We start from the raw sequence: 15,721 nt of genomic DNA, 5'->3' as shown, positions 1-15,721 counted from the left end.
TTGAAACTTGTTAGAGGTTCGATTAAACGTCCGGTCGGCGTTGTCATGGTTGTTATAGCGGCCCTGCTATTAGGAAGTATTTCATTAAGGGGATTGGCTGTTGAACTATTCCCGAAAATGGACTTACCTGTTGCTGTCGTAGCGACCAGTTATGATGGTGCTGCACCGCAAGAAATGGAGGAATTGGTTAGTAAGCCCATTGAATCATCCGTCAGTGGCATTGAAGGGATTGATACCGTTCAATCCGTCTCCCAGCCTTCTTCCTCTTTAGTCATTATGCAATTTGATTTCGGCAGGGATATCGATAATGCATTAAATGATGTTCGGGAAAAAATCGACCGAGTATCAGGGTCACTTCCGGAAGATGCGAATTCCCCGACTGTGATGCGGCTGGATCCGAATAGTACGCCGATTATGTGGGCTAGTTTAACCGGGGACGATTTAAGTGAAATGCAAGATGTCGCTGAAGATGAAATTCAGCCGGAACTCGAACGCGTAATCGGTATTGCATCGGCTGACATTCAAGGTGGTGTCGAAAGGGAAGTTCGCGTCGCCCTAGACCAAGGGAAGTTAGCTAATTATGGTATAACGCCTTCCCAAGTCAGTCAGGCATTAAGCGCAGGCAACCATTCCATATCAGCAGGTACCGTCCTTAAAGGGAACAAAGACGTTCAATTACGGATTGACGGTGAGTATACGTCGGTGGATGATATCCGAAACACACTGGTTGACTTGAATAATGGTGACACGGTTCGAATTGCCGACGTAGCTGATGTGAGGGACACGTTCAAGGACCAAAGTAGCGTGACGCAAGTAAATGGTAAAGATGCCATGATCTTTTCAATCACGAAACAATCCGATGGCAATACGGTGGATGCCGCCCAAGGGGTTCAAGAAAAAATTGATAACTTGAATTCAAAACTAAAAGAACGCGATTTGGAACTGACGACAGTCATCGATACATCGACATTTATTACAGATTCCATGAAATCCGTTATTCAAAACATGATTGTCGGTGCTGTCATGGCAGCCATTGTCTTACTTCTGTTTTTACGAAGCGTTCGAGCGACCTTAGTTGTTGGAATCTCGATGCCGATTGCTGTTATTTCCACCTTTAGCCTCATGTACTTTACAGGGGAAACACTGAACATTTTATCCATGGGTGGTTTAGCGTTAGGTATCGGTATGATGGTGGACAGTTCCATCGTTATTTTGGAGAATATCTTTAAAAAACGGCAAGAAGGCTTATCGACCGAAGATGCTGCTATTGAAGGTGGTTCTGAGTTATCATCAGCAGTTATTGCGTCGACGATCACGTCTGTGGTCGTGTTTTTACCGGTTGTGTTTATCGATGGTATTGCGGCACAACTGTTTAAACCACTGGCCTTAACGGTTGTTTTTGCACTATCTGCTTCCTTGATCGCAGCACTTACTTTAATCCCGATGTTGTCTTCTAAATTATTGGCTAAAGTGAATGTATCATTTGATGGAGAAGATAATAAGGGTATCGTTAATTGGCTTTTGAATAAATTAATTGCTGTTTATGAAAAGGTATTGGCTAAGGCACTAAGATTACGGAAAACAGTCGTATTCCTTGTCGGCCTGTTGTTAGTTGGGTCGCTTGCTTTAGTTCCGGCGATAGGCGTTGAGTTGCAGCCAAGTACGGATAGCGGCCAAGCCCAAATTGAAGTAACCTTGGATAACGGTACGAAACTTGACGAAACACAGGCGACAGTCAAAGATATCAAAGCCAAGCTAAAAAACTATGACGATATTATTAAAACAAGCTTTGTCATGGTAGGTGGTGGTGGAACGCCGGGCGTAGGAGGCTCCAGCACCAATACAGCAAGCTTTATGATTGAATTAATCGATTCAGGAAAACGGGATATCACAACAGATACATTTATTTCTAAAGTGGATCAGGATCTTGGCGATATTCCAGGCGCAGAGATTACCGTTTCGGCAAGTAGTGCTGGTATGGGCACGGGCTCCCCAATACAGGTTAATTTATCCGGTGATGATCTTGACGTGTTGAGAGACTTATCGCAACAAATTGTATGGATGCTGGAAGACACAGAAGGAACGATGAATGTGGATAGTTCGGCATCAGAGGGAAATCCGGAAGTTCAGATTGACGTAGACCGGGATGTAGCCAGCCGATATGGTCTTTCTTACCAGCAAGTCATGAATGAAGTTAACCTGGCTTTCAAAGGACAAGTAGCAACCAAATACAAAGAAGATGGCAGTGAGTACGATGTCACGGTTGCCCTTCCTGAAAAGAATAGGGAAACCATTCGTGATTTAGAAACATTAGTAATCAAAAATGCTCAGGGCGTTGATGTGCCGTTGACGGCAGTCGCTGATTTGAAGCAGACACAAGGTCCAAGTGAAATTAACCGTAAAGACGAACAACGTCAAGTGAAGATCACAAGTGACGTAACAGGTCGAGACTTAGGCAGTGTATCACAGGAAATTCAAGGCAAGCTGGACCAAATGAATTTACCTGACGGCTATGACACTAGTATGGGCGGAGAGACGGAACAGGTTACCGAGTCATTCACCCAGCTCGGTTTGGCATTTGTCCTGTCCATTGTCTTAGTTTACATGGTAATGGCCTTTCAGTTTGAGTCGTTTACCTATCCGTTTATTATCATGTTCTCCTTGCCGACCATGGTCATTGGTATTATTTTAGGACTATTTGTCACGAATATACCATTGAGTATTACGGCACTGATTGGTTTGATCATGCTCGCAGGTATTGTCGTCAATAACGGAATTATTCTCGTTGACTATATCAATATTCTGCGTCGCAAGGGAATCGACCGTATCGAGGCTATTATTGAAGCAGGGAAAAGTCGTATGCGCCCAATTCTCATGACAACCTTGACGACAGCGCTTGCCATGGTGCCGCTTGCGTTAGCTATCGGGGAAGGAGCAGAAACCCAGCAACCAATGGCTGTAGTCGTCATCTTTGGCTTGTTATCATCAACTATCTTTACGCTGGTTTTTGTACCGGTTATGTACGTGATTATTGATAACATCTCCAATACAATGAAGCGGTTAGTGACACGTAATAAGTCCGAGGAATTGGAATAGGGGATGGATTTGTATGACGAAGCCCAATAAATGGGATTCCATTCTGTCGGCGGCTAATGAAGTGTTTCTTACGTATGGGTATGAAAAGACGAAAATGCAGGAAATTGCCGTTAAAGCCGCCGTCGGAAAAGGAACCATCTATGAATATGTTGACAGTAAAGAAGACTTATTTGTACAAATGATCAAGACGAACGTATCGTATGTATCCAATATCTTGATGGAAACCATTGAAGCGTCCCATTCGATTGAAGCGTTTTTCGAACAACTGCTGGATAAGGTGTTGTTTATACTGAATAAGCATTGTGAAAAGCTGTCATTCGTCATAAATGAAGACCTGTCAAGAGTTTCCAATCAATTACAAGAATGGATGGTCGCGAATCAAGAAAAAGATATGAATCGGCTCACCGATATGCTGCAGCTGTTTATGGACCGGGGTGAAATCCGAAACGTAAAACCGGAAGTCGCAGCATGGCTCATTCAAGACATATTCCGACTCGGATTTTACTTCCGGATCTTCCGAAAACAAACCAACATCGAAGAACTCATGCGCGCCGAAATCGACATCCTCTTAAAAGGGTTGAAGTAGGCGGGTGCCAGGTGAGTGCCAGGCACTTTAACAATTCTGACAACTTGAGTAGGTGCCAGGCACTTCGACAATTCTGACAATTCTGCGGGGAAGAGGCTCTCCGCAGAATTTTTTCATACAGAATAGGACATAATATCCTGTACGGTCCTGGTTGGTGTAAGTTATAATAACGCTATACTAGCAGAAGAAGGAGTGCTGATAGAATGACACTACGCAAATGGGTGATGATGATACTGGCGATTGCGGCCATTTCCATAGCAGGATGCTCGGCCGGAGATGATTCGGATAAGAATGAGGAGCCGAAACAAGAAGAACAAGACAACGACCAAGACAACGACCAAGACAAAGAAAATAGTCAGCCATCACAAGAATTATCAAGTGACGAAGACTTAGAAAAGTCGCTGAAGCAGGAAAAAGAAGTACAAGACGTGATGGTTCAATTAGTTGAAGGAGAAGAAAAGGAATCGGTTAATATCGATATCCAGCTTAAGGCTGATGAAGACTGGAATGATGGACTGAAGACGAAATATCAAGACATCATCAGGGACAAATATCCGGATAAAACAGTAGATCTAATCATCGCCCAAGACGGATCCAAGCTTGATCAATTTAAACTGGACTAGGTGCCAGGCACTTTAACAATTCCAATAATTCCAACAATTCTGCGGGGGGGAAAACTCTCCGCGGAATTTTTTTTGGTGCCAGGCACTTCGAAAATTCGGACACCTTTTGCAATTTTGGCTAGGCTTGGTGTTGTGTTTTTTTATTTTGGGTTGTTATTGCGCTTTAAAATGAAATTACGCTTTTTTGGACACAATTTACATTGGCTTGCGTTGGAGCTATGATAGAGAAAATAGTTTAGGAGGATGTTTGGAATGAATAAACAAGTGATATGTCGATGAAAGAATGGATGGAAATAAATGTTAATCATTTCATTGAAAAGGAGAAAACGTGGAAGCAGAACGCAACCGAGGATGTGACTCGGATGATTGGGGAGGGATTCCATGGGCAGACCTAGGCGGGATTGGCATGCAAATGGGTATTATCATATCACCATGCGTGGCAACAATCGGCAAAATATTTTCACCGATCATATGGATGTGAATGAATATTATCGTATTTTGAATAGCGTTTATGGCAAGTTTCCTTTTGAAGTCCATGCATATTGTATTATGACCAATCATGTTCATCTTTTGCTTCGATCACCCCATGTGTCGCTTGGCATTCTCATGGCGCAAATTAATAAACGCTACAGCGACTATTATCGCAGGCGGCATGATTTTGTCGGTCAGATTTATCAAAATCGTTATTACTCCAAAGAAGTGCCTCTCCCGACTGGAATGCTCCAAGTATCCGCCTATATCCACCGTAATCCGATCGAAACGAATGTGCCGATGGTTTCGCAATTGCAATTGTATCCCTACTCATCATTCCCGCTTTATTACTACCAGCGGAAAAGTCCACACCCTTTCGTCAGGCTCGATGTCCTTCCATCCCTAGTGCCAGCAGGAACCGAATATGCAGCGTGGTGCCAAGTGCCAGGCACCTAGACAATTCAGAATTATCAAAGTGCCTGGCACCTTACTCTTTTTCCAAAATAATTTTGGATATGATGTATGTGAATGGTATGGGGATGATGGCTGCGATTAGTGGTGCCAGGAATTCATTGAAGTGCAGCAGGTCGACTAATAGAAAGAGTGAGAAGGTCGAGACGCTGTAATTCACGACATATGTCAACGGAAATTGGAAAAACTTCGCAAACGTTGGTTTCGTTCGGTATGTGAAATAACAATTTAAATAAAAAGAACCGACCATACTAATAATAAAAGCAGCTGAGTGGCTGATGATATATAAACCACCCAGCGACATAAATAACACATACAAGATATAATAGTTCAGCGTATTGATGCAGCCAACGATGACAAACCGTATAAAGGATCTATTTTGAATTGTCTGGATGAGTTTATTAATCATTTTTTGTCACCTATGGGCAATTTTACCGTATAATGACGGCTTGTCTGTGTTGGATCCGGCTTGACATTTGTATGATAGATGACGTATTCGGGCCTGCGCTTGACTTCATAAAAGATACGGCCAACATACTCCCCTAAAATACCAATCGAAATGAGCTGCACGCCTCCAAGGAATAAGACGGAGGAGATGAGTGTAAAATAGCCGGGAACATCAATGCCGAACAGCAGAATCTGCACAAACGAAACACCGATATACAACATGTTTAACAGCGTGATGATGATGCCCATATAGATTAATAAGCGTAAAGGCTTACTGTTGAAGGAAATAATGCCGTCAATCGCATAATTTAACAGTTTCCCGAATCCCCATTTGCTGCTGCCTGCCACTCTTTCCTGGTTTTCATATTCAATCACTTTTTTCTCATACCCGATCCATGAAAACAGTCCTTTGGAAAATCGGTTGTATTCCGGCATGCTTAAGAGCGTATTGACCGCTTGACGGCTTAGCAAGCGAAAGTCCCCAATACCATCGACTAACTCCACATCGATCAGCTTATTGATCAGTTTATAATAAAACATCGTCATCCACTTACGGAGCGGTTTTTCATTGGTTCGCGTTCGTTTGGCAACGACTTGGTGGAAGCCATCCTTATACGCCTCTAGCATATCCAGAATCAAGTGCGGCGGATGCTGCAAATCGGCATCCATGATAATGACCGCATCCCCGGAGGCATTTTTCAACCCGGCTAACATCGCCGCTTCTTTCCCGAAGTTCCTTGTGAATGTTATATATTTGACACGTGAATCGGCAGCGGCTATATCATAAATGATGGAAAAAGTGTTATCCTGACTTCCATCGTCGACAAAAATGATTTCATGCGAAAAGTCGGTCGACCGCTGTGAAACATCGCTAATTGCTTGATACGTTTGTTTCAATGAATCACTTTCATTAAAACACGGTATGATAAGGGAGACTGTTTTCATCGTAATCCTTCCTTGCTCATGATTGTGAAACGTTTACTGTCTTCTTTTCCATTCGGTATATGGAATAAATCGGATCTCTACATTTTCCGGCACATCGTTAAAACGTTTGAACATTGTATTAAAATGCTCATCCGGTGGGGAAGAGAACCACATAAATGAAGAAAATGGCAGATCCGGAAGATAGATTTGCGCTTTATTCGCCGCTACTTGTCCGTTTAAATAGTCCAGTCTTTCCTGGTTAGCATGCCCGATCACAGAAAAGATATTGGCATACATCACGACCGCCGCCGTGACCAGGCCGATCAATACAGAACGGAGCGGCTTGGTTCTCCACGCGTGCAATGTTTTGTTGTATGCAAACAATTCCAAACCGAATAGCACCATAAATATATAGGAAGCCAATGCTGCACGCGGCCCATAAGGGGTCACATAAGCAAATGGTGCCGATAATAAGACAATACCGAACAAATATAATAACAGCCGGTTTCGAATGTGTTGATCTTTCACAAAAACAATAACAGACAAGGTAATGGCTATAAAATAGAACGCACTTATTATCGCTTCGGCATCATTTGTCAAGGCTCCTAAGTAGGCATTTCCTAACATGTGCTGAAAAGCGAGTACATATAAGAGAAATCCAACGACGGTCAGCAGAACGATTGGTTTCCAGAAAAAATTCACAAAGCCTGATTTGGAGACCACACCCACAATGAGAATGACGACCATGGCGCCAATAAATAAATGGATGGACGGATTATCGATAAACAAGTAGCGATACATATCACCGGAGAATACGTCATATGCTTTGCTTAGAAAACCTGCATCCGTTCCATTGTTAATCTCTCTGTAGGCATGCTTGTCCTGTCCGCTTAGTATATTCCAGTACGCGCTGTTTGAAAACATAATCACCGCCCCGATGACAGATGACAGCAAATAGACAAGATGAACGAGATAAAATCTTTTGTGCACCATGAAGGTATACAACATCACCATACCGGCAACAAAAAGTGAAAACAACGTCACATGCTCGACTATTAACTGTGTGGACAAACCAAGCGGAACCGCCGCATACACCTGCCATTTTTGGTAAGTGGGCGGCTGTTCGGAAAAGATGTTCTTAATCATCATGATGTACAATATTAATAAAACCATTGATGGAACATAATTGACGAACCCAGCCGTCCATCCAAAGGTTTGCGCATAAATGTCCGTTGGCAGAAGCAGCATAAACAAAAAGGCCAAGAGCCAATATAGCATTCTATTTGCTTGGCCGGTCACGCTTCCAATTACATAGACTAATGCAGTGGCAAAAATGGACATCACGAGATAGCGCAGCCATGCGAAGCGTGTAGCTAAAATTTCAATCATATTACTGAGATACCGGCCATTATAATCAGCGAAATTGTTTTCCAGCCTGTTCATCCCTCGCTGCGTCCCCCACGTCCAATCATCACCGGTATATGGAGTCTGGAAAGCAATGAAAAAATAAAACAAAAAAATCCCCGTAAAAAACGCAATAGACACATACTTATGTTTTCCAATCAATGAACATCCCCGCACTTTCTGCCAATCACCATAATCACAAAAAACGCTTCCTTTCAACAAGAGTAGTATATAATAATTCTCCAGCCCTGTCCAAGGTGCCCTTTTTTCTCGGTGCCAGGCACTTTAACAATTCAGAATCTTCGTGGTGCCAGGCACTCTAACAATTCAGAATATTCAAGGTGCCTGGCACGCCCCATTACCAATTTCCCATTACAAAAAATTCGAATAATGTTATACTGGTAGTTAGAGTTAATGATTGTCAGGTGTGCTGCTTGCAGTTTGATGAAATTGCGGTGTCAGCGATGTTAACTCACCATACTACATAAAAGGGAGGAGAAACAGAAACATGTTCAAAAAAGGAATTTGGATTGCTGTGTTTGCCGTAGTGGTAAGTCTAATCACTCCGGGTATGAAGGCGGATGCCGAGAAGACGTTTACTGATGTGCCGGAGGATTTCTGGGCTGCGGACGCTATTTATCGTTTTGCTGAAGCTGGAATCATCGACGGCTATGAGGACGATTCTTTTGGCGCGAGCGATGAGTTAACCCGGTCCCATGCGGCTATTATTCTAGTAAATGCGCTGGATTTGGAAATGCCGGACGCCGACGAAGTGACCGACTATTTTAATGATGTGAAACCGGGGGATCAGTATGCCGACTATATTGCGGCCGCCGGGAAAGCAGAAGTCTTAAATGGTAATGATGGCGCGTTTATGCCGAATAAAAAGCTGACACGCCAGCAAATGGCTTCTGTTCTTGTTAGTGCATACAGCCTGGAAAGCGGCGAAAAGAGCGTTGACGTGAATTTAAGTAATGTCAGCTCGAGTCACCAGGACAATGTGCAAGTATTGGCTGATTTAGGTATCACGAACCAGCTGGATGACTTCCATCCGACAGAGAACATTTCCCGTGCCGGATTCGCAGTAATGCTGGCGAAGTCCATCGATAACAGCAAAGATGTGACTGAACTGTTGAAGGAAGCATATGCGAATGAACAGGAACAAGATTCATATGAATTCGAGGGCAGTGCCAATCTTGGGCTGACAGTTCCGGAGTCGATGAAGTCTACACCGGAAGAAGAAATGATGGCAATGATGCTTGAAGATATTCAAGTAGATATTAGCGGTTCCTATCAACAGGATCCTATGCTAATGGATGCGTCGGTTGACGTTACTATGAAAGGCGATATGCAGACGACCGTCTCCATTCCGATGATTATGTCGGAAGAAAAAATGTGGATGAAGTTCCCGCAGATGCCAGGAGCACCACTGCCGGAAGAGCTGGACGGCAAATTTATCGAATTTGATTTGCAGGAATTACAAGAAATGGAAGGTCAGCCAACAGTTGATACCGATGTACAAACTGAATTGGCGCTGGCTATCCAGAACTTGTTTATCGACCAGTTTGGCAACGACTACTACGATCAAGCAGAAGCGGGTTCCTATGACGTTCCGGAAAATGTAAATGCTAAGCAAGTGCTTCATTTCGAATTGACTGATGAAGAGCTGCAACCATTTATGGAAACCATGCTAACAGGATTTATGCCAAAGTTTCTAGAAATCCTGGAAGAGCCGGAATACGCTGAAGCGCTTGGTCTAACGGAAGAAGAAATCAAGCAGGCGCAGGAAGAATTTGCAACAATCAAGGAAGATATCGATGAAATCACGTCTGAAATTGACGATGCGTTGCAGATTAATACGTTTGAAGAATATATGGCGATAAACTATCAAAATTACATCGTCCATGATGCCGTAGAATTAGACGTAGACGTAACTGCAGAAGAAGAGACATTCGGCTTTAAACTTTCCGCAGATCAGACAAAACAAAATATCAATGGAGACATTTCTATTGATATACCAGATGCGGATGAGACCATCTCAATGGAAGAGTTGGAAGACTTAGAGCCAACAGAATCAGTAGAACCAGTAGAGCCAACCGTTTAATAAAAGAATACAATGCGAAACACCTGCCCAATCACGTGACCGGGCAGGTGTTTTTGGTTTTTGGTGCCAGGCACTTTAATAATTCAGAATCCTCGCAGTGCCAGGCACCAAAACAATTCAGAATATTCGAAGTGCCTGGCACCCTTTTCCGTCTGGCGCTTTTCCGAGTTTAGTAGTATAATTGACTTTTAATCTACTATACGGAGGAGATATATTAGAATGACGAGACAGAGAATGAAGGGGATTTTATTTACGCAGGCGGCAGTTTTAGTGCTGTGGGCGGTTGCTTTTGGTATACCTGGAAAGGCAGAGGCATCGGAAAATGTTCACAATCAGTTTCAAGTTTCAGAAGGGGTGAACTACAAGGATATCCGTATCTCCAATTCGTCGGATAACCAGGCACTGCGCGTTACGGAGATTGACACGAGTGATAAGAATACATCGGTAGAGATTGGATTTCCGGAAGGGCTGAATAAGTTGTTGACGACCACATCACTGGCTCTCAATTATCACAGCAACGATCATCGTGTTGTCAGCGCGATGAACGCATCATTTTACCATGTAGGCCCGAGAATCCCCATGTATCTTATTTCCAAAGATAATAAACTAACTTTTGGGGGACAACAAGTATCGGATGATCGAAATAACTATGTCAATGAGCCGATTGCTTTTGGTATAAATGAACACGGCAACGGAATGATTGACGATTATCAGCTGGAGCTTAACTATACATATCAAGGGGAAAAATTTGAATTAGCGACCGCGAACAGAGCTCGGCTGGAAGATAGTGTGACACTATATACGTCAGCGTTTGGCGGTAGGACGACCAGTACGAATGAATATGGTACCGAGGTTGTTGTAGCAACACAGAGAAAACCGGTTCTTGAATTTGGATCAGCCTATAGGGGTAAGGTAGCGGCCGTGCGTCCATACGGTGAAACAAAAAGCTCCGAAATACCGGAAAACGGGTTCGTCCTGTCCGGTCACGGGAAAGGTTTGGAACAACTTGCGGATATGGAAATCGGTGATGAGGTTTCCTTTGAAGTTGACATTGATGACAAATGGAAAGATTCATCCTTTATGATGGCGAGCGGACCAATGCTTGTAAGGATGGACAAGTCAACTTGTCGATGAATCCGGACAGCAGGCGTGCTAGAATGAAAGCACCTAGAACCGCAATCGCGATTGATGAATCCGGTGAAAAGGTGTTTTTCATAACAGCTGACGGACGACAATCCGGCTATGCGAAAGGCATGACGTTGTCGGAACTTGCCGCGTATGCCGTCCAACTGGGTGCCGATCGGGCGCTGAATTTGGATGGAGGTGGATCGACAACCATGGCCGTTCGTTATCCGGGCTATGATTCAGTGAAGGTGGCGAACCGACCATCTGACGGGCGGCAGCGAGGCGTCTCATCGGTGTTGATGGCAGTATCTACAGCAGAGAAACCGTATTACCTGTATACGGATGTGAACCTGGACACCACGCACGCAGACGGCATCGAATGGTTGACAGGACAAGGCATTCAAGGGTATGAGGATGGATCGTTCGGTGTTGCGAAAAAATTGACTCGCCCACATGCCGCCATCATGTTCACAAGCGTGCTGGGGCTGGACAAGCCGGATAAATCAGCAGTCACGGACTATTTTGATGACATTGAACCTGATGACCATTATGCAGCATATATAGCTGCAGCAGGCCAGGCAGAGATTTTCAACGGTAGTGACGGCCGCTATATGCCGGAGAAAAAGTTGACCCGGCAGCAAATGGCGTCCACGCTAGTAAGTGCATTTGAATTGGAAAGTAAGGGAGAAGATGTAGACATTAACCTGTCAAATGTGGCTCCGTCGCACCGAGACAGTGTTCAGACACTTGCCAATCTCGGCATTACGAACCAGCTGGAAGACTTCCGGCCGAATGAAGCCGTCACACGCGGTCAATTCGCAACCTTTCTTTTCAAGTCAGAGCAAAACTAATATATTGGGATAAGTTTAAACGACCCTACGGAAAAATACGCTTTCTCTTTTCATAAAAAAATCCGAACTGATTCAAATTTAACGGAAAAATGTTGAATCATCGTTCGGATTTTTCTTTGTTTTATCGCTTCTCAATTACTGCTTCGTATCTGCCAGGGTCTGTGATAATTTCCGGTAATGGGTGGAAACTGTTCCATGGGAAGCACCGTATTCACTCGCTACTTGCCCTTGTGTCATCGCTGTATTATTTAAGACGGTTTTTTGCACGAAATACTCTAAGGCTGCTGCGTATGATTCGCTTTTGACGAATGAAGGGGTCTCTTGTTTGCAATATTTGTTCCACAGGTCTATACCTTTCAGAATGACTTCATCTGAAAAACCTTTGTCCACCATATGGTTAGCGAACAGCTGGACAACGCGATCATGCTGTTGATGTTCGTCTGAGTCGGCTTCATGAAGAAGGGCATCGGTTAAAAAGGCAGGGAAATGTGTATTTAGACCATCGTCTTTCGCGGCATAGTGCCTTAATAATTCCATTACGTTTTCCTTATCATAAGAATATAGCTTAATCATACTGTAAAAGAAGTTATAACGGTCGGCATATGGCACCAGTGTCCCGATGATTAGGCTTCCTTCCATGAAAGTTTCCCCTTCTGCGGTCGGGATAGGATATGTTTTATCTGTCAGCAGTTCTTTGGCAGATAATTGTCCGGACGCCTGATCAACGCCTAATACTTCATAGACGGATGGTACAGCATTTGGCCATTGGCGAAAAATATGTTGTGCTTGATGCTTTATTCTATTACGGTACGCTTGGAAAAAAGCATCAAATATGGTTTGTCCACCTTGAAGGCAGGCAACGTTCAATAAAATCCAAATCATTAATCCGGTCTTATAGATTTCATTCATATCTTCATTATCATAGTCGGATTTAGTAAAGCGTGTCATTTGTTCATCGATTGTTTGGCTGTGTTTATTCATTGCGAAAGAAACGAACTGTTGGTGTAAACGGTCCAACTCTCCGTTTATCACTTCGGAACTAAAATCGGTTATGTTAAAAGCTCCGCAGCATTTTTTATACTTTTTCCCACTGCCGCATGGACAAGGCTCATTTCTTTGATACTTGCTCATAGTTTAAAGCACCTCGCGTCTAAGATAGATACCTTATTAATTATGCTCGAAAATCCAAAAATGTTCAAGGAAAAATTGCCCAAGTATCCTTATTCTTACTCTCATGTTATCCGTGTTCAAAGTAGTTTATACAGGTGCCAGGCACTTCGAATATTCAGAATTGTCTCGGTGCCTGGCACCCGCACAATTCTGAATTGTTCCAGTGCCTGGCACCCGCACAATTTCTACTAATATACGAACCCATTTTATCACCAATGTGGTATAGTATATCTGAAACTTTTTTTGTAATAATAGGGGGTAAATATGAGAAGAAACATCATTGTTGGTTTGTCAACAATATTGCTCGCACTTATTGTGTTGGTGCCAAGAATCGCTTATGCAGCTGAGGGTGATGTGGCTGATCCGGCGACACAGATTCCTGTTCTCATGTATCACGGTCTGTTGACGGAGGAGGAAAAACAGTTACATCCTAATAATTCCAGCTATATCACGAAAGCTAGTTTTGAAAAGCAAATGAAATATTTGGCAGAAAACGGCTATCACACGGTTATACCAAGCCATGCAATAGGTGCCAGGCACTTTGACAATTCAAGCAATTCAGAATTGTCGGGGTGCCTGGCACTGCAACACCTGGCACTGCAACAATTCAGAATTATCTAGGTGCCTGGCACTGCTCGAAAGGGGAGTAACACAGGGTTGAACAGAAGAGGTTTGATTGTGATGGTAGGGGTAGGTGTCGCGCTCGCAGTTGGTTCGGGCTTGTACACATATGACTTTAGTGAAACGGAAGAGGAAGAGGAATCTCCGCTACAACGCGAGGCACAACTTCCCGATGAGCATGAAACATGGAATATGGCGATTACGACGGAAACCGAACACGAGATAGCTTTTGTTGAAACAACGGAACAGGATTATGTGGATCGTATCCATGATGTCACTTACACTTATGAAATTGGCACCGATCCTGTGTCGAATTTTAATGTGACCAAACGAACTGTCGATAACGGGGATCAGTTTTTATTTACAACATTGGAAAACAAAAGTGACGAGGACCTTGAAGTATCTGTAACAGTTCCCATAGCGGATACCAGTTACTATTCTTTGCAATCTTTTAGTCAATATAAAACCGGTCCCAGAATTAGTGAAGATATCAAAGCGGATTTGACTACTAGTCCGCTCGGTTTGGTCACGACTTACAAAGGGGATGAATTTCACTCCAATCTGATGGTCGGTAAAAAATACCAGTCAAAAGACATAACAAAAACGTATGAAAATGGGCAAAAAAGTAAACTAAGAAAGCTTCTATCTGAGAACCAGGATTTGGATATTGATGTGAAGCTGGACGGGATGACACTTCAGATGGATATGGATTCAGACGGGAAAGATATTATTGATCATTGGCTGCTGTATTCTGATGAGCGATTGTTTTCATCGAACGAGTCGTATCAGGACTGGATTCGCAAGTACAACGTTAAGAAGTATAAAAATAACAATTGGTATACGGCAAAAGGTCCCTACAAAAAAGTGGTACGAACCGCTGAACCGACGCCTGAATCAGAACTGCAATACGGACGGAATCTATTGATTGTCCGGGAAGATGAAGTTCTTAAACGGTATAAGGAAACCGAGGAACGCTACCATTATGATCTGCTGCTGAATTCCGTTGCCAATTTGGAAATTTTTAAAGGTGATAAAGCATTTTGGGAAACGGAATATACAAATGGCTGGCTAAATCGCGTGTACGATATGAAGGCACCATACGTCGATACCCGGCATAATGAAGGGGTTGCCTTATTCCTTGAAGAAACCGGCGAAATATTAGGTATTCCGGAAATAAAGGATGCGCTGACCAATTATGCGGATTTATTGGTCAATCAGATGGAAACAGGGCAGGTCATTGAAGTCGGCGACGATGCGTATCTCATTAGTGATTACTTTAAATATGGTGAAGACGCACCGATTACACATAGTTCGCTAAACCATGTAATTGGCGGAATGAACCTGCTGCTGGAGACATACAACAGCACGGGTAACGAGAAGTATTTGGATACGGCAAAAAAGATACAAAATGGCATCAATGAACTCGGAGAACAGTGGCTGACAGACGAAGGCGACACATGGTATCAAATCAATCCGGACCACACGTTCCAGGGTGAAGATTATACGAATCTGACCCTGACGGATATGCTGAAGGCTGTGGAATTGTGGAAAAAAATAGATGCCAGCCAGACAGACACGCTAGAAATGCTAATTGAATCAAAAGCCAACTACTTAAATCGCAACGATATCACCCTATCACCGGAAGCCAAGGAACTGCTGAGGTGATTGGGTTGTGTCGGTGCCAGGCACTTTGATAATTCGCGCGATTCAGAATTGTCAAAGTGCCTGGCACTTCAATAATTCGCTCAATTCAGAATTGTTTCGGTGCCTGGCACTCTGTCGTCGGTGCCTGGCACGTTTTACCTATGTATCTACTATTATGTATATG

13 protein-coding genes are annotated in these 15,721 nt (G+C 43.4%); 9 read left to right on the top strand and 4 right to left on the bottom strand.

The window, feature by feature from the left end; all coding sequences use genetic code 11:
* The 4 genes from FFL34_RS06450 (at nucleotide 1) to FFL34_RS06435 (ending at nucleotide 5,232) form a co-directional block, all read left to right on the top strand.
* Nucleotides 1-3,096, top strand: a complete 3,096-nt coding sequence (locus FFL34_RS06450) for an efflux RND transporter permease subunit (RefSeq protein ID WP_138602547.1) — start codon at nucleotides 1-3, stop codon at nucleotides 3,094-3,096.
* A gap of 13 nt (nucleotides 3,097-3,109) precedes the next feature.
* Entirely contained in the window at nucleotides 3,110-3,682 is a 573-nt protein-coding gene (locus FFL34_RS06445; protein WP_138602545.1) for a TetR/AcrR family transcriptional regulator, read from the top strand.
* Between the two features lie 203 nt (nucleotides 3,683-3,885).
* A complete protein-coding gene (locus tag FFL34_RS06440) occupies nucleotides 3,886-4,305 on the top strand; it encodes a hypothetical protein (RefSeq protein ID WP_138602543.1) in 420 nt (139 codons plus the stop codon).
* A 381-nt stretch (nucleotides 4,306-4,686) separates the two neighbouring features.
* Nucleotides 4,687-5,232, top strand: a complete 546-nt coding sequence (locus FFL34_RS06435) for a transposase (RefSeq protein WP_138602541.1) — start codon at nucleotides 4,687-4,689, stop codon at nucleotides 5,230-5,232.
* A 31-nt stretch (nucleotides 5,233-5,263) separates the two neighbouring features.
* Here FFL34_RS06435 and FFL34_RS06430 read toward each other — a convergent pair whose 3' ends face one another.
* From FFL34_RS06430 to FFL34_RS06420, 3 genes are read right to left on the bottom strand one after another with little or no spacing between them, the layout of a single operon-like run.
* Nucleotides 5,264-5,656, bottom strand: coding sequence for a GtrA family protein (locus tag FFL34_RS06430; protein ID WP_138602539.1), 393 nt, complete (start codon nucleotides 5,654-5,656; stop codon nucleotides 5,264-5,266).
* On the bottom strand, nucleotides 5,653-6,639 hold the full coding sequence (locus FFL34_RS06425) for a glycosyltransferase family 2 protein (protein ID WP_138602537.1): 987 nt from the start codon (nucleotides 6,637-6,639) through the stop codon (nucleotides 5,653-5,655). Before FFL34_RS06425 ends, FFL34_RS06430 begins: the two co-directional genes overlap by 4 nt.
* 33 nt (nucleotides 6,640-6,672) lie before the next feature.
* Nucleotides 6,673-8,184, bottom strand: a complete 1,512-nt coding sequence (locus FFL34_RS06420) for a DUF6056 family protein (RefSeq protein WP_138602535.1) — start codon at nucleotides 8,182-8,184, stop codon at nucleotides 6,673-6,675.
* A gap of 346 nt (nucleotides 8,185-8,530) precedes the next feature.
* On the opposite strand from FFL34_RS06420, the gene FFL34_RS06415 reads away from it, so the two are divergent.
* The 3 genes from FFL34_RS06415 (at nucleotide 8,531) to FFL34_RS06405 (ending at nucleotide 12,102) form a co-directional block, all read left to right on the top strand.
* Nucleotides 8,531-10,126: an S-layer homology domain-containing protein gene (locus tag FFL34_RS06415; protein ID WP_138602533.1), complete on the top strand. Its 1,596-nt coding sequence runs from the start codon at nucleotides 8,531-8,533 to the stop codon at nucleotides 10,124-10,126.
* 219 nt (nucleotides 10,127-10,345) lie between these two features.
* The gene (locus FFL34_RS06410; protein WP_138602531.1) at nucleotides 10,346-11,260 is read left to right on the top strand and encodes a hypothetical protein; all 915 of its coding nucleotides are present in this window, start codon (nucleotides 10,346-10,348) and stop codon (nucleotides 11,258-11,260) included.
* A gap of 23 nt (nucleotides 11,261-11,283) precedes the next feature.
* Complete coding sequence (locus tag FFL34_RS06405) at nucleotides 11,284-12,102, top strand: phosphodiester glycosidase family protein (RefSeq protein ID WP_234031445.1); 819 nt, start codon at nucleotides 11,284-11,286, stop codon at nucleotides 12,100-12,102.
* A 135-nt stretch (nucleotides 12,103-12,237) separates the two neighbouring features.
* Here FFL34_RS06405 and FFL34_RS06400 read toward each other — a convergent pair whose 3' ends face one another.
* Nucleotides 12,238-13,233 (bottom strand): YecA family protein, encoded by a 996-nt coding sequence (locus FFL34_RS06400; RefSeq protein WP_138602527.1) that lies wholly within the window; start codon nucleotides 13,231-13,233, stop codon nucleotides 12,238-12,240.
* A 303-nt stretch (nucleotides 13,234-13,536) separates the two neighbouring features.
* Between FFL34_RS06400 and FFL34_RS06395 the strand changes: the two genes are divergently transcribed.
* Both FFL34_RS06395 and FFL34_RS06390 read left to right on the top strand, forming a co-directional pair.
* Nucleotides 13,537-13,893: a hypothetical protein gene (locus FFL34_RS06395; RefSeq protein ID WP_138602525.1), complete on the top strand. Its 357-nt coding sequence runs from the start codon at nucleotides 13,537-13,539 to the stop codon at nucleotides 13,891-13,893.
* Between the two features lie 57 nt (nucleotides 13,894-13,950).
* Nucleotides 13,951-15,558, top strand: coding sequence for a hypothetical protein (locus tag FFL34_RS06390; RefSeq protein WP_138602523.1), 1,608 nt, complete (start codon nucleotides 13,951-13,953; stop codon nucleotides 15,556-15,558).
* The last annotated feature ends 163 nt before the right edge of the window (nucleotides 15,559-15,721 follow it).

The sequence above is a fragment of the Lentibacillus cibarius genome (assembly GCF_005887555.1).
GTDB classification, from domain to species: Bacteria; Bacillota; Bacilli; order Bacillales; family Amphibacillaceae; genus Lentibacillus; species Lentibacillus cibarius.
Note: the sequence above shows the minus strand (reverse complement) of the source record. Positions and strands in the feature narration are given on the sequence as shown.

Excerpts from the sequence above, each read along its gene's own strand:
- FFL34_RS06395 (WP_138602525.1), top strand. The coding sequence starts at position 13,537 with ATGAGAAGAAACATCATTGTTGGTTTGTCAACAATATTGCTCGCACTT.
- FFL34_RS06435 (WP_138602541.1), top strand. The coding sequence starts at position 4,687 with ATGGGCAGACCTAGGCGGGATTGGCATGCAAATGGGTATTATCATATC.
- FFL34_RS06415 (WP_138602533.1), top strand. The coding sequence starts at position 8,531 with ATGTTCAAAAAAGGAATTTGGATTGCTGTGTTTGCCGTAGTGGTAAGT.
- FFL34_RS06425 (WP_138602537.1), bottom strand. The coding sequence starts at position 6,639 with ATGAAAACAGTCTCCCTTATCATACCGTGTTTTAATGAAAGTGATTCA.
- FFL34_RS06440 (WP_138602543.1), top strand. The coding sequence starts at position 3,886 with ATGACACTACGCAAATGGGTGATGATGATACTGGCGATTGCGGCCATT.
- FFL34_RS06430 (WP_138602539.1), bottom strand. The coding sequence starts at position 5,656 with ATGATTAATAAACTCATCCAGACAATTCAAAATAGATCCTTTATACGG.
- FFL34_RS06410 (WP_138602531.1), top strand. The coding sequence starts at position 10,346 with ATGACGAGACAGAGAATGAAGGGGATTTTATTTACGCAGGCGGCAGTT.
- FFL34_RS06400 (WP_138602527.1), bottom strand. The coding sequence starts at position 13,233 with ATGAGCAAGTATCAAAGAAATGAGCCTTGTCCATGCGGCAGTGGGAAA.
- FFL34_RS06405 (WP_234031445.1), top strand. The coding sequence starts at position 11,284 with ATGAAAGCACCTAGAACCGCAATCGCGATTGATGAATCCGGTGAAAAG.
- FFL34_RS06445 (WP_138602545.1), top strand. The coding sequence starts at position 3,110 with ATGACGAAGCCCAATAAATGGGATTCCATTCTGTCGGCGGCTAATGAA.